8 protein-coding genes are annotated in these 14,117 nt (G+C 68.6%); 5 read left to right on the top strand and 3 right to left on the bottom strand.

The annotated features are described in order from the left end of the window. The first annotated feature begins 25 nt into the window (after window positions 1-25). A complete protein-coding gene (locus Atep_RS01885) occupies window positions 26-1,489 on the top strand; it encodes a Mur ligase family protein (protein ID WP_213379932.1) in 1,464 nt (487 codons plus the stop codon). Beyond that, window positions 1,486-2,700 carry a dicarboxylate/amino acid:cation symporter gene (locus tag Atep_RS01880; RefSeq protein WP_236786356.1) on the top strand — a complete coding sequence of 405 codons (1,215 nt, stop codon included), beginning with the start codon at window positions 1,486-1,488 and terminating at the stop codon, window positions 2,698-2,700. Before Atep_RS01885 ends, Atep_RS01880 begins: the two co-directional genes overlap by 4 nt. Here Atep_RS01880 and Atep_RS01875 read toward each other — a convergent pair. Then, window positions 2,663-6,841: an EAL domain-containing protein gene (locus tag Atep_RS01875; protein ID WP_213379930.1), complete on the bottom strand. Its 4,179-nt coding sequence runs from the start codon at window positions 6,839-6,841 to the stop codon at window positions 2,663-2,665. The two genes, Atep_RS01880 and Atep_RS01875, sit on opposite strands and share 38 nt — an antisense overlap. Window positions 6,842-6,844: 3 nt before the next feature. Further along, window positions 6,845-9,166 carry an ATP-binding protein gene (locus Atep_RS01870; protein WP_213379928.1) on the bottom strand — a complete coding sequence of 774 codons (2,322 nt, stop codon included), beginning with the start codon at window positions 9,164-9,166 and terminating at the stop codon, window positions 6,845-6,847. Window positions 9,167-9,278: 112 nt separating this feature from the next. On the opposite strand from Atep_RS01870, the gene Atep_RS01865 reads away from it, so the two are divergent. The 3 genes from Atep_RS01865 (at window position 9,279) to Atep_RS01855 (ending at window position 12,537) form a co-directional block, all read left to right on the top strand. Beyond that, window positions 9,279-11,054, top strand: coding sequence for a hypothetical protein (locus tag Atep_RS01865; protein ID WP_213379926.1), 1,776 nt, complete (start codon window positions 9,279-9,281; stop codon window positions 11,052-11,054). Between the two features lie 10 nt (window positions 11,055-11,064). Then, window positions 11,065-11,892 (top strand): DUF2272 domain-containing protein, encoded by an 828-nt coding sequence (locus Atep_RS01860; RefSeq protein WP_213379924.1) that lies wholly within the window; start codon window positions 11,065-11,067, stop codon window positions 11,890-11,892. A 78-nt stretch (window positions 11,893-11,970) separates the two neighbouring features. Beyond that, a complete protein-coding gene (locus tag Atep_RS01855; protein WP_213379922.1) occupies window positions 11,971-12,537 on the top strand; it encodes a hypothetical protein in 567 nt (188 codons plus the stop codon). Here the strand turns inward: Atep_RS01855 and Atep_RS01850 are convergent. After that, window positions 12,534-13,808, bottom strand: a complete 1,275-nt coding sequence (locus Atep_RS01850) for a hypothetical protein (RefSeq protein WP_213379921.1) — start codon at window positions 13,806-13,808, stop codon at window positions 12,534-12,536. The two genes, Atep_RS01855 and Atep_RS01850, sit on opposite strands and share 4 nt — an antisense overlap. Window positions 13,809-14,117 lie beyond the last annotated feature (309 nt).

The raw sequence follows: 14,117 nt of genomic DNA, 5'->3' as shown, positions 1-14,117 counted from the left end.
TGACGACCCGAACAGCGGCCCCGACATGCTCACCGACGCCCTCGCCCATCTGCTCGCCACCACCGACTTCGCCTGGAGCCGCCCCGCGCCCGAGGCGCCGCGCCCGACCAACATCCAGTGGCGCGCCGATGCCTGTGACGAAGGCTCCATCCTCTTCTTCCAGCGCTTCGACGATGGTCTGACGGACAGCGAGATCCATCGCCGCTATTTCGCCGGGCGACGTTTCGCGGCACTCGTCACCAACCGTCCGCTCGACTGTTTCGACCGGATGCCCGGAGTTGCGCTCCATGTCACCCGCCCGGACGACTGGGCCGAGGTCGTGCGCCGCTTCTGCGATGTCGTCTATCCGCTCGCGCCCGGCGCGCTGCGCTTCATCGGCGTCACGGGCACCAACGGCAAGACGACGACCGTGAAGTATCTGGAAGCGATCCTCGCCGCACACGGCCGGCGCGTGCTGTCGATCGGCACGCTCGGCGTCTTTCTCGACGGCGTGCGCCAGGTCGAGACCGGTTTCACCTCGCCGCCGCTGATCGAACTGCGTCGCCTGTTGCACGTCAACCGGGATCACGCCGACGTGGTGGTGATGGAGGCCAGCAGCCATGCGCTCGATCAGGGGCGGGTCGCGGGCATCCCCTTCCAGGACGCCGGCTGGACCAATTTCACCCAGGATCATCTCGACTATCACCGCGACGAGGCCGGCTATTTCGCGGCCAAGGCGCGTCTGCTCGATCTGATCCGGCCCGGCGGACGGCTCTACTGCACCAGCCGCGCCGTGGCCGACCGGCTCGCTGCGCGCGGTCGGACGCCGGTTCCGGTCGAGGTGCTGGAGCCGACCCGGCTCCCGCCCGAGGCGATCGCGGCCAAGCCCTTCCTCGCCCTCGCGCACAATCGCGCCAACTATGCGCTGGCGGTCGCTCTGGCCGAGCGCGTGCTCGGCGCCATGCCGGATGACGCATCACGCGAACACTGGCGCCATCTCCAGCCGGTCGACGGACGCTTCGACTGCCGCGTTCACGGCAAGCGCACCATCGTCATCGACTTCGCCCACACCCCGGATGCACTCGACACCATCCTCAGCGCCATCCGCGACGGCTTCCCCGACGCGCGCGTGGTCACGCTCTTCGGCTGCGGCGGCGATCGCGACCGCTCCAAGCGTCCGCTGATGGGCGCGGCCGTGGCCCGCCATTCGGATGCGATCATCGTCACTTCGGACAACCCGCGCCATGAGCCGCCGGAGCGCATCATCGACGACATCCTGACCGGATTCCCCGAAGGCCAGGACTACAGCGTCGTCGTCGACCGCGCCGAGGCCATCGCCCGGCTCTTCGACCAGCTCGCCGCCCGTCCGGACGCCGAACCCTGGGTTGCGCTCATCGCCGGCAAGGGCCACGAGCGCTATATCGACCGCGACGGACACAAGACACCCTACAGCGATCAGGAACAGGTCGAGCGGAATCTCCAGCGGCTCGGCTGGACATCGGCTTCATGACCGAGACAAGGCAACCGCGATCCATGCGCCGGCTCTACTCCATCCCCAGCGGTCTGATCCTCGGTATCCTGCTGGCGCTCCTGTTCCCCCAGGGCGCGCCCACCGTCGCTTGGATCGGGCAGATCTTCCTGTCGCTGCTCAAGCTCCTGATCCTGCCGCTGATCCTGGTCTCCATCTATGCCTCGCTCGCCGGCGGGCGGGATCTGCGGCATATCGGCGGACGCGCCCTGCTTTATTACCTGATCACCTCCGGCATCGCCGCCACGCTCGGCACCGGGATCGGGCTGACCTTCTCGCAGAACGTCCCGGTCGGTCTGCTCGACCTGGAGTCGGTGGCGCCGGACGGCGCGGCCTTCAGTCTGGAGCGCTTGATCGCCAACCTGATCCCGACCAACCTCTTCGCCTCGCTGGCCGAGGGCAACATCCTGCACATCGTCGTCGTGGCGGTGCTGGCGGCGCTCGCCTCGCGCCGGTTGCAGGCCGATCAGCGCGACACCCTGCTCGGCGGCGCACGGGCGCTCGACGCGCTCCTGATGCAGCTGCTCGCCGGCATCCTGACCCTGGCCCCGATCGGCATCGCCGCCCTGGTCTATACCAGCCTCGCCGCGATGGATTGGGCCGAGATCCTGCGCCTGCACGCCTTCGTCTGGGCGGTGGCCCTGGCGGCCGGACTCCATGCGCTGGTCGTCCTGCCCCTGCTCTATCACCTGCTCACCGGGCGCGCACCCTGGCGTCTGGCGCTCGCCTGCCGCGAGCCGCTGCTGACGGCGCTCTCGACCGCCTCCAGCTCGGCGACCTATCCGGTCTCGAAACGAGCACTGGAACGCTTCGGCGTGCCCGAGCGCATCACCAGCCTGACCCTGCCGCTCGGGGCCACGCTCAACATGGACGGCTCGGCGCTCTACCAGTCGATCCTGCTGATCTTCATGTCGCAGTTGGCCGGGGTGGATCTCACGCTGTGGCAAGCCCTGTTCATCGTCCTGCTGACCATGGCCTCCTCCGCCGGCACCGCCGGAATCCCCGGCGGCGGCATCGCCATGATGGCCTTCATGCTGGATCTGCTGGGACTGCCCCAGACCTATCTGGCGCTCTATCTGGTCGTCGACCGTTTCTTCGACTATCCGATCACGGCCATCAACGTCTGGGGCGATCTGGTGGTCGCGGCCGGCCTGTCTAAGGACTCTCCAGGCCAAGCGTCCGGCTCATCGTGATGGGCACGAATCCATCCGGCACGAACTCGTCCGCCGGAATGGGGTGATTGAATAGGAACCCCTGCACCGCGTCGCATCCCTCACGCGCTAGGAAGGCGAATTGCTCCTCGGTCTCCACCCCTTCGGCGATCAGCCGCAGACCGAGTCCGTGTCCCAGACCGATGATGGTGCGGATCAGGAGTTCGGTGTTGGGTTCGCGTCCGATCTCGCGAATGAAGGCCCGGTCGATCTTGAGCGTGTCGATCGGCAGATGCTTGAGCACGGCGAGCGAGGAATAGCCGGTCCCGAAGTCGTCGATGGCCACCCGCATCCCCTGTTCGCGCAAACGGGCCAGGGTGTCGAGCAGACGTGAGTCGCGCGCCAAAAGCAGACTCTCGGTGACATCCAGCTCGATGGTTCCGGGCGGACAGGCGCGCGCGAGCCGGAACAGTCGCTCGATCAGACCGCGATCGCTGAACTGGGTATCCGAGAGGTTGATCGAGAGCGGCAGGACAGGCCCCCGGTTCGACCAGTGGGCGAGCTGACGCCCGACCTCCGAGATCACCCAGGCGCCGATGGGCAGGATCAGCCCCGACTCGTTGGCGACCGCGAGGAAGCGCTCGGGATCCGACAGCCCCTGCTCGCGCTCATCCCAACGCAACAACGCCTCCAGCGCGATGGGCGCGCGCGTGCGGCTGTCGAGGATGGGTTGATAATGGAGCCTGAATTCATCCCGTTCGAGCGCGCGGCGCAGACGTGCCTCGGTCTCCAGCCTCTGCCTGGCCCGCCGGCCCATGGAGGCGGTGAAGAAACGATAGGTGTCGCGCCCCTTGAGCTTGGCGGCATAGAGCGCGGTGTCGGCGTGCTTGAGCAGGGTCTCGGGCGTCTCCCCATCGTCGGGACTCAGGGCGATGCCGATGGAAGCCGTGCAGACGAGCGAATGGCCGGCGAGCCGGAAGGGCTGACGGAACTTGTTCAGGATGGCGTCGGCGACCCGCATGGCGACGCGCTCGGCATCGCGCCCCTTGAGGATCAGGGTCAGCTCGTCGCCGCCGAGCCGGGCGATGGTGCCGGCGAAGCCGATGCCCTGGGGCTTGAGCGCGGCGCCGACCTCGTCGACGGCGTCCTGCAGGCGCTGCGCGGCCATACGCAGCAGCTCGTCGCCGATGCCGTGCCCGAGCGAGTCGTTGACGCGCTTGAAGCGATCCAGATCCAGGCACAGCAACGCCAGCCGATCGTCGCGCCGGCGGGCGCGGGTCAGAGCATGTGCCAGATCCAGGTTGAAGCGGTGGCGATTGGCCAGTCCGGTGAGGCTGTCCTGATAGGCCAGTTGCCGGATGACGCGCTGGCGACGCTGACGCTCGGTCATGTCGCGCAGCAGCAGGATGATCTGATCGGCGTCGATGGCGATGAGACGCGCCTCGAAGACGCGCGCCTCGCCACGCTCGTCGGTCACTTCGATCTCCAGTTCGCGCACGCCATGCTCGACCAGGGTCGCGGCGAGTTCGCGCCGAATGAGGGCGCAGGCCGACTCGGGCAGCACGTCGGAGAGGGTCGAGGCGCACGACTCGGGTCGCGCACGCACCGCCCCCGGCAGCCAGCCCGATTTGAACTGCAACACCCGGCCCTGACTGTCGAGCCGCAGCAGCGCGTCGGGGATGGCCGCGATCAGGGCGCTCTGGCTGGCCTCACTGCGGTGCAGGGCGGCCAGGGTGTCGCGCCCGCGCAGCAGATAGCGGATGCGGTGCAGCAGCAGGGGCCGGTCGAGCGGCTTGACCTGGAAGTCGGTGGCGCCGGCCTCGTAGGCGTGCTCGATGGCCGCCAGATCCTCGCCCTCGATCACGGCCAGGATGGGGGCCAGTTCCAGGCCGGGACAGTGACGCAGCCGCCGGCAGATCCCGTGACCATCCAGCCCGGGCGCCATGAGATCGAGCAGGATCAGGTCCGGGCGTCGGCGCGCGACCGACTCCAGGGCGCCGCGTTCGTCATGGGCGACGACGAACCGCAGTCCACGCTGCTCCAGCATCTCGCGCACCCTGGATTCGAGTTCAGGATCCGTGTCGACCATCAGGATCAAGGGAGACTCGGACGACTCGATCCGCTCCTGGTCCGGCGTGCCGCTCGTCCCGCGCTGGAGCGAGGCGTCGAGTGGTTCGGCCGTCGGGGCCGACGGCGTCGAATCGGCGTCGTCGAGTGCGGCGAGGGCCTCGCGACTCTGGGTCAGGATCGCCTCGAGCGTCGTAATGGCCTCGTCGCGCATCTGCGGCGTCAGCGCCGACTCGGACAGGTGTTCCAGGCGCTCGCACAGTCTGGCCAGACGCGCCAGACCGAGCGTCGCGGCACTCGCCCCCAGGGCGCGCGCGGCCTCGGCCAGAGAGACGGATCGCCCCGTCTCCAGGTCCGAGCGGATCGCGGCACTCAGTCCGGGTTCGGCCTCGCGGAAACCGCTGATCAAGCGCGCCGCCAAGGCCCGGCCCGCCTCGGCATCGAGCGCGCGCACGGTCGCAAGCGGCCCAGGCTCCAGGATCGGCCAGTCCATGAAGGCGTCGAGTCCGGTCGACGAGTGGTGCATCGGCCCAGGCACGACCTCGGACCCGGACGCGCTCGAGAGTCCCGCCGAACGCCGGGGAGACCAGCGTTCGAGCATCGCCTGCAAGGCGCGCCGCGACAGCGGCTTGGTCAGATAGTCGTCCATGCCGGCGGCGCGACAGCGTTCCTGGTCGCCTTCCATGGCATGGGCGGTCAGGGCGATGATGGGCAGCCGGGTGCGGGCCTCGCCCTCCTGGAGCCGGATGCGGCGCGCCGCTTCGTAGCCGTCCATGAGCGGCATCTTGCAGTCCATGAGCACCAGATCGAAGGACTCGCGGCTCAACGCCTCGATCACGGCCTGACCATCGAACACGATGCGCGACTCACAGCCGAGCGATCTGAGCATGGCTGCGACCGTATCCTGGTTGATGGCGTTGTCGTCGGCGACCAGCACCCGGAGTCCGAGTCCCTCGGGATCGGACGCCGTGGATGGCGCGTCTTCGGGTCTCCAGGATGCGGCAGGGTCGGATTCGACCCCGTTGCCGGTCAGGGCGGCGACCAGGGAGGCGCGGGTGACGGGCTTGGTCAGTCGGGCCGAGACCGCGAGCCGGGCGGCCTGCTCGTCGCGCCAGCCCGGTCTTCTCGGCACCAGCAACAGGCGTCGTAGCGTCGCCAGCGCCGGTTCGGCCTGGACCGAGCGCTCCGAGAGCAGCGGCTCCAGCCCCTTGACCCGCGCATCCACGAGCAGCACCGCGAAGGGCGCCGGCACCTCGGCGGCCGCGCGCGCGGTCGTGCGTGCCGTCTCGGCCTCGCTACAGCGCGTCACGCTCAATCCCAGTTCGTTCAACCGTGCTTCCAGCACCGCGGCGACCGGCCCCTCGGGGGCGACCAAGAGCGCCCGGTGTCCGGCCAGGGACGCCTCGGGCCGCCGGACCGGACGCTCGGGAGAGACCGCCGTCAGCGGCAATTCGATCCGGGCGAGCGCCCCATCCAGCGCCGGCGGCTCGCACAGCAGCCGCCCGCCCATGCGCTCGACCCAGGCACGCGCGACGGTCAGGCCCAGACCCGAACCGGCGGCACCCCCGGTCCAGGTGCCCTCGGAGCCGACCGGACGCTGGAATCCGGCCGTCTGGCCGGCGTGGACCTCGAGGCGCAACACAGACCCGTCCGACCGGAGCGCGCGCACCACCAGCTCACCCGCGGCCGTCAGATCGATCAGATCCTCGATCAGATAGCGCAGGAGCCGCTTGAAGCGCCCCGGATCACCGCGCACGCGCCAGGGCAGATCCGGCGCGAGATCGCCGGCGAGTTCCAGCCCCGCGTCCTCGGCGTGCTCGGCGGCGGCCGCGAGCACCTCATCGATCGCTTCCCCGAGATGAAACTCGAGGTCAGCCAACCGGATCTGGTCGGTCTCGATGCGGGTGAGATCCAGCACGTCGCGGATCACATCCTGCAGACGTCGGCCGGCGCGGGTCAGGGTCTCGACATAGCCGCGCTGCTCGGCGTCGAGTCGTGTCCCCATGAGCAGTTCGCTCATGCCGAGGACGCCATTCAACTGTGTATGGAGTGCATGACTCAGATCCGCCAGGGACGAGGAACCAGGGCCAGGCGTTTGGGATGCGGGAGTGTTCAAGTTTCAGATCCGTTGTGTCTTCCAGCGACTCAAGATCGCCGCCAGGGCATCGAGCCTGAGTGGTTTGGAGAGATGATCGTCCATGCCGGCGGCGATGACCCGCTCGCGATCGCCGGCCATGGCCTGGGCGGTCACGGCGATGATCGGCACGCGGCGCCCGAGCGACGATTCCAGTGCGCGCACACGCCGGGTGGCCTCATAGCCGTCCATGACGGGCATCTGACAGTCCATCAGGACGAGATCACAGTGACGGTGCGCGAAGCTCTCCACGAGACCCGAGCCGTTGGAATGGAGTTCCACCTCACAGCCGAGTACCCGCAGCATGCCCTCGATCACATGCTGATTGACGGGGTCGTCCTCGGCCACCAGGACGCGCAACCCGAGGGGTGACCGGCGAACCGCCCCCCCATCCTGTCCGATCGCGCGGCGAGCTTTGATGATAGCACCCAGTCGAGCGCGCAGATCAGCCCCCGTCGACGAAATGCGCGCCAAGGGCAGCCAGTCCCAGCCCCTGTCCGCCGAATCGGCGCGTGCGTCCGTCGTCAGTCGCAGCGTGACCGGCGTGCGCTCGATCAGCTCGCGCAACAGGCGCCCGGCCGGACTCGTCGGGTCCGGCAACTGGCGCTGTTCCAGGATCAGCACCTCGAAGGCCCGTCCACGCGCCGCGCACGTAAGCGCGGATTCGAGTGCCCCGGCCAGATGCTCCCGGCATTCGCACGGCATCCCGAGTGCGGCGAGCAGAGGCTCCACACGGGCGGTGAGTGCCGGATCACGCACCAGCAGCAGTGTCTGGAGACCGGCGAAACGTCCATCGTCGTCATCCGGTCGCGGCGTGCTCGCCTCGAGCGCCAGCTCGACCCGGAACACCGAGCCGCACCCCGGCTCGCTCTCGACGCCGATGGTTCCGCCCATCAGCTCGACCAACTGACGACAGATGGCCAGACCGAGTCCGGTGCCGCCATAGCGGCGCGTGGTCGAGACCTCGGCCTGTGTGAAGCGCTCGAACAGCCGCGCGCACTGCTCGGGCGTGAGTCCGATGCCGGTGTCGCGTACCGCGATCGCCAGACGCACCCCGGACTCGGTGCGCTCCAGACAGTCCAGGGTCACGGACACTCGCCCCCGTTCGGTGAACTTGAGGGCATTGGAGACCAGATTGGTCAGGATCTGACGCAGTCGGCCCGGATCGCCGCGCAACCGTGGCGGCAGCTCGGGATCCAGATCGAGCACGAACTCCAGACCCTTGCGCTGGGCCACCTCGGACAGCGGCTCCAGGGCCAGCTCGAAGGTCTCACGCGGGTCGAAGTCGAGTCGCTCCAGTTCGAGCCGTCCGGCCTCGATGCGTGAGAGATCCAGGATGTCGCCGATGAGACGCATCAGGGCCGCCGCCGAGTCCTGGATGACGCGCGTGCAGTCGCGTTGAGCGGCGTTCAGCGCGCTCTCGCCGAGCAGCTCGGCCATGCCGATGATGCCGTTCATCGGCGTGCGGATCTCGTGGCTCATGTTGGCCAGGAAGTGCGACTTGGCCTGGTTGGCCCGCTCGGCCGCGTCGCGGGCCTCGCGCAGGTCGGCGTCGCGCTGCTCGATGCGCTCCAGCATGGCGTCGAAGGCGCGTGTCAGCTTGGCCAGCTCGTCGGAGCCGCGCGCCCCCAGACGGACCCGATAGTCCTCGTCGCGGGTGATGCGCTCCATGGCCGAGGCCACCTCGGCGATCGGCTGCGAGATCAGGCGGTGCAGCCGGGAGGCCAGCAGGAAGGCCAGCCCCAGTCCGCCCATGAACACCGCCAGGGCCAGCCGGACCTGGAGCCAGATCCGTTGTGTCAGATCCGCCGTGTCGTATTGCAGATCCATGTGACCCAGCGGCTTGCCGTTGACCCGCACGTCCAGGCGCACGTCCAGATAGCCCGGACGGAAGCGCGTCCTCGGTTCGCTGCCGGGCGGACGGCGTTCGCCGTCCGTCTCAAGCGCGCGTCGTTCGTCCGTCTCGATGCGCTCCAGGAGCGCCCGATGGCGCGGGTCCGGACTCCGATAACGCGCGAAGAGCACGCCGGCGCGATCCCGGATCCGGATACCGACGACGTCCCGTTCGCCGCCCAGCGCGCCCAGGATCTCTTCGGCCCCTGGTCCATCCTGGAAGGCCAGGGCCGCCGAGGTGCTGATGCTCGCCACCCGCGTCAGGGCCGTGACCCGCTCGACCAGCGCCCCGCGCCGCTCGCGGATGTCGGCGATCACGACCAGCAGCGCCAGGACCAGCAGCACCAGGGTGCTCACCAGCATCACCACGGCGATGACCTTGCCGCGCATCGACAGGTGGCCGAAGCGATCCATCAAGGCAGTGGTCCTCCCATGTGTGTGTATCGACCTCTTCGAAAACCAAACGCCCTATCCGGGGCAAATTCTATAGAATGATGCCAGACATGGCGCGAACGAGGTGCTCGGCATGCGACGACATGGCGGTGAGACACGCATCGGCTTGATCCTGCTCGGATTCCTGGTGTGCGCGGCGGCGCTCGCCGATCCCGGCCGTGCTTGGGCGTCCGCGTCCGGCACACGGATCTGGACCGCACCGCTCGATCCCCGGCCCGGCCAGCCGCTGGAGGTCTTCGCGGTGGCGACCGACGGGGCACTGGATGAACTGACGGTGACGGATCCGGCGGGCCGCACACAGCGGCTGCGGGCGCTCGCAGCGGGCGGTCCGCCCTGGAGTCTCTACGGCACCGTCTTTCGTCCCGAGCCCGGCCTCTATCGCTTCGAGGCGAGCCGCTATGGTCAGGTCGTCGCGCGCACCGAGGTCGACGTCGGCGGCGGCGGCAGCGATCGCGGCAGCGGTCAGTGGGATCCGGCCGCCGAGGCGCTCTATTCGGCCTGGATCGAGCATCTGTTCAACGCCCCGCCCGATCAGACGCTGAGCTTCGAGTCGCTCACGCCCGTCCTGCGCGACCCGGCGCAGAACTTCCTGTTCGGCTATCTCGGCGCCAACGAGGACAACCAACTGCGCGCCGAGCCGGACTGCGCCGATCTGCCCTATTATCTGCGCACCTATTTCGCCTGGAAGCTCGGACTGCCGATCGCCTATCGTGCCTGCAACCGCGGCAGCCGCAACAGTCCGCCGCGCTGTGAGGCACCCATCGTCGACACCCGCTTCGTCGGCACCCGCGCCCCGATCGGCGCCTTCCGCGAGGCCGCACGCCGACTGGTCGACACCGTGCACTCGGGCAGCGCGCGCACCGCACTGAATGCCGAGGCCACGGACGTCTATCCGGTCGAACTCAGCCGCGAGGCGCTCCGGCCCGGCACCCTCTATGCCGATCCCTATGGTCATGTCCTGATCCTGGTCAAGTGGCTGCCGGGCGACGAACGGACCGCCGGGCGGCTGCTCGCGGTCGATGCCCAGCCGGACAACTCGGTGGCGCGCAAACGCTACTGGGAGGGCAACTTCCTCTTCGCCCAAACGGCGAGCGCCGGTCCCGGCTTCAAGGCGTTCCGTCCGCTGGTACCGAGCGGCTCGGGCTGGCGGCTGCCGTCCAACGCCGAACTCGACGGGCGTTCCGGGTATCCGGCCTTTTCGCTGGAGCAGGCCAATCTCGACCCCGACGCCTTCCATGCCCGCGTCGACGCGATCATCAATCCGCGCGGACTCGATCCCGTCGTCGCCTACGACTCGGTGCTGGAGGCGCTGATGGAGCAACTGGAGACCCGCGTCAGCTCGGTCGACACCGGCGAGCGTTACATGCGCGAGCATCCGGGCACGGTCGTGCCCATGCCGAGCGGCCCGGCGATCTTCGAGACCATCGGTCCCTGGGAGGACTACTCGACCCCCTCGCGCGACATGCGGCTGCTGATCGCCCTGAAGGTGGTCGAGGGACTGCCCGAGCGCATCCGCCGCCACCCCGAACTCTATGCACTCGTCGGCGAGAGTCCCGCGAGCGCGGCCGATCGGGTCGCACGTCTACACGAACAGCGCCTCGACACGCGCGCCATCGGCTATACGCGCAGCGACGGCAGCCCCTGGCGCCTGAGCCTGCGCGAACTCTATGCCCGACGCACCAACCTGGAGGTCGGCTACAATCCCAACGATTGTGTCGAGATCCGCTGGGGCGCGACACCGGGCAGCGCCGAGGCCGCGACCTGCCGTCGTCGGGCGCCCTCGGATCAGCAGACACGGATGGAGCAGTATCGCGACTGGTTCCGCGAGACCACACGGCCACCGCGCTGAGAGGATCCCAATGCGCCCTTCACAGACCAAGGCCCGGCCCCAGCGCCGACCGACCCGCACAGTCCCCGCCACACGCGCGGCTCATCGCGTCCTGGCCCTGGTTCTGAGCCTGATGCTCGTCTCCTGCGCGACGCCGCCCGAATCGCTCGGCCCGGACGGGCGCACGGGTACCTGGATCGGACGCCCCATCGGCGCGCCGCCGGCGCCGAATCCGGCACTCAAGCGCGCCATCATCGCCCGCGCCGAGCAGGAATGGGCCTACTTCGGCCGTCAGGAGGTCGTCTTCAAGGGTGCGGTGGAGAGCATCCCGCTCGTCGGCGACTGGGAGGACGACGGCCCCCGTCAGAGCAACAGGGTCAACGCCTACTGGCGCGCGGTCGGCGAGTCCAGGCTGACCGGGATGGATTGCCGGCAACCCTGGTCGGCGGCCTTCATCGGCTGGATCATGCGCAACGCGGGTGTCCCGGAGCATCAATTCCGGCCCTCGATCGCCCACTGGACCTATCTGGCCGATCTGATCGCATCCGCGGATCTGCCCGGACGCTATTTCGTGCCGCGCCGCCTCCAGGACTACAGCCCAGAGCCCGGCGACCTGATCTGTGCCTACCGCGCGCCATCGCGCGTGGTCATGGTCGACGGCTATGTCAGCGCCGGCGCGCTCAACGGGGTCAGGGCGCATTGCGATCTCGTGACAGGCAAGCATGGCCGGACCCTGGAGGTCATCGGCGGCAACGTGCGCAACTCGGTCTCCAAGGTCCGGCTCGAACTCGACGGCCGGGGGCGCCTGCAACCCTTTCCACGGCGTCCCTGGTTCCTGATCATACAGAATCGCCTATGATCCCCGCATCCGCCGCCCGGTCCCATCGGGTACGGACGGATGCCCCGGCTCAGGGCTTGGTCCACTGGGAGAGACTCCATGCTTCGATTCGCCGCCATCGCCACCCTGGCCGCGTCCGCCCTGATCGGCGGCTGTCTGCCGCCGCCGCCCGGCCATTTCGGCTCCTTCGCCACGCCGGTCACGCCCGATGAATACGGCCGGCGTCTGTGCCGCCATCTGGAGCTGGAGGACTATTCGGCCTGTCTGAGCGAGGTGCTCGACTACTTCGAGGAGCCCGGGCCCAATGATCTGCCCTACGGCCGTAACTCCAACGCCGGGCCGATCGCCCTGGTCCTGGATCGACGGGTCTATCTGGGTCGCTACGACGGCTCGCCCCTGGTGACGAGTTTTCGCGTCACCCACGGCAACCAGTCCTGCCAGGGCGGCTATGACGCCTTCGCCGGCTCGACCGACGCCATCCTCGATGTCCAGTGCTCCGATGGACGCCGTGGTCACGCCGATCTGACCTCGGCCCTCGACGGACGCAACGGCATCGGAGTGCTCAAACTGGAGGACGGCGCCCAGGCCGAGATCGTCTTCGGCTATACGGCGCTGGGTCAGGCCGAGCCCTACCCCTATGTGCACTGGACCCCGCCGGCGGACTAACCCGAGACGCCGCCGCGCAACTGCCGGGTGAGTTTCTGGATCTCGCGCTGCATCTCCAGGTTCTCGAAGGGACGCAGCGCGGGCGCCTGACGGTTCATCAGCCCCTCCAGCAGCAACTGACTGGAGCGCACCAGCCCGACCAGCTCGCCCGAGACGCGCACCGTCTCATAGGTGTTCCAGGCGGCGGCGATGTCCTGCTCCAGCTCCAGCCGGGCCTGGCGCACCTGCGCGGCCTGATCGACCAGATACTGCCGATAGAAGCCGGCGGCCTGGAGCGTGAGCTGCTGGGCCTGGAGATTGCCCTCCAGCAACGTGCGCCGATCGGGCGACTCGCGCAGGAGGCGCTCGGTGTCGGCGGCGAGCGTCCGGGTCTGGCCGACGATGTCGTCGATCTGAGGCAGATAGCGCTCGCCGATCGCCTCCTCGATCCGGACGTGCATGCGGTCGAGCGACTTGAGCAGCACCACATAGAGTCCGTAGTAACGTCGTGCGCTCTGCAAGTCCTCGCCGCTCTGCTCCAGCAGTTCCTCCAGTCGCAGGGTGATGGATTTCACGTTGTCGAACAGGATGCCGAGATCGACCAGATTGTCGCCGACCACGGTCGAGAGCAGCAGGTCGAGCTGTTCGTCCTCCAGCTTCAGTCCGATGGCGCGCAGCGACTGGGCGAACTCGCGCTTGAGGGCGTCGATCTCCCGGGTGGCGCGCCGGATGTCGGACTCGCGCGCGGCGATGAGGGCGTCATAGTCGGCGACCGTCTTCTTGAAGGTCGACTCGGTCGGGGCCGTGACCCGTTTCTGACGATGGTCGGCGATCTCGGCGCGCCAGCGGAGGATCTGCTCCTGTTGGGTCTGGATGCGATCGCGGTACTGGAGCGCCGGCGAGACCGAGAGGACCGCGACTGCCTCGTCGAGCAGGGCATTGATCTCAGCCTGACTGTCCCGCTGGTCGCGGCTGAACCAGGCGCGCTCGGGCAGGGTCTGATGGCGTTGTTCCAGGAGCAGCGCCTGATCGAGCGTCGGCAGGGCGCGCTGCCAGATCCGGTTGAAGTCCGGCTCCTGGCCTTCGAGCAGACCGCGCGCGTCGCGCATCGCCTGCCCGGCCAGATCGCGCGATTGTTCCCACCAGCCGGCCGCGCGTTCGCGCGTCTGGGACCAGAGATCGGTGCTCTTGCCGGTCTCAGTGGAATCCGTCGTCTGGGCGCCGGCCACCGGGCTCAGAACCAGCAGACCGAGCGCCAGCGCACTGAGGAGTCGTGTCGAGTCGTGTGACATGGCCAGGCCTCTCGCCGCGAGGTGGATGGATGCGTCCTAATCTTCGCATGGAACGCCGGTGCCCGCGTATTCTCGGAGCGCCCGGGAAGTCAAGTCACCCACAGGCAATAGGCGATCTCGCTGACAGAGACGCGGCCAGGTGCGATGAATGCTGGCATGGCCGGTGCAACGCGGTTATGATTCGCGGTTCTCGATTTCAATCCGTTCAGGTACTCCAGGGTCCGCGCGACCCAAGCGCCCGCCAGCCGGCACCCTCACGGCCTGTTCGCTGAAGTCTGATCACCCTGGATCGAGCGGCTTCGGTCATCC

Source organism: Allochromatium tepidum, from assembly GCF_018409545.1.
GTDB classification, from domain to species: domain Bacteria; phylum Pseudomonadota; class Gammaproteobacteria; order Chromatiales; family Chromatiaceae; genus Thermochromatium; species Thermochromatium tepidum_A.
This window is presented reverse-complemented; position numbering and strand designations above follow the sequence as displayed.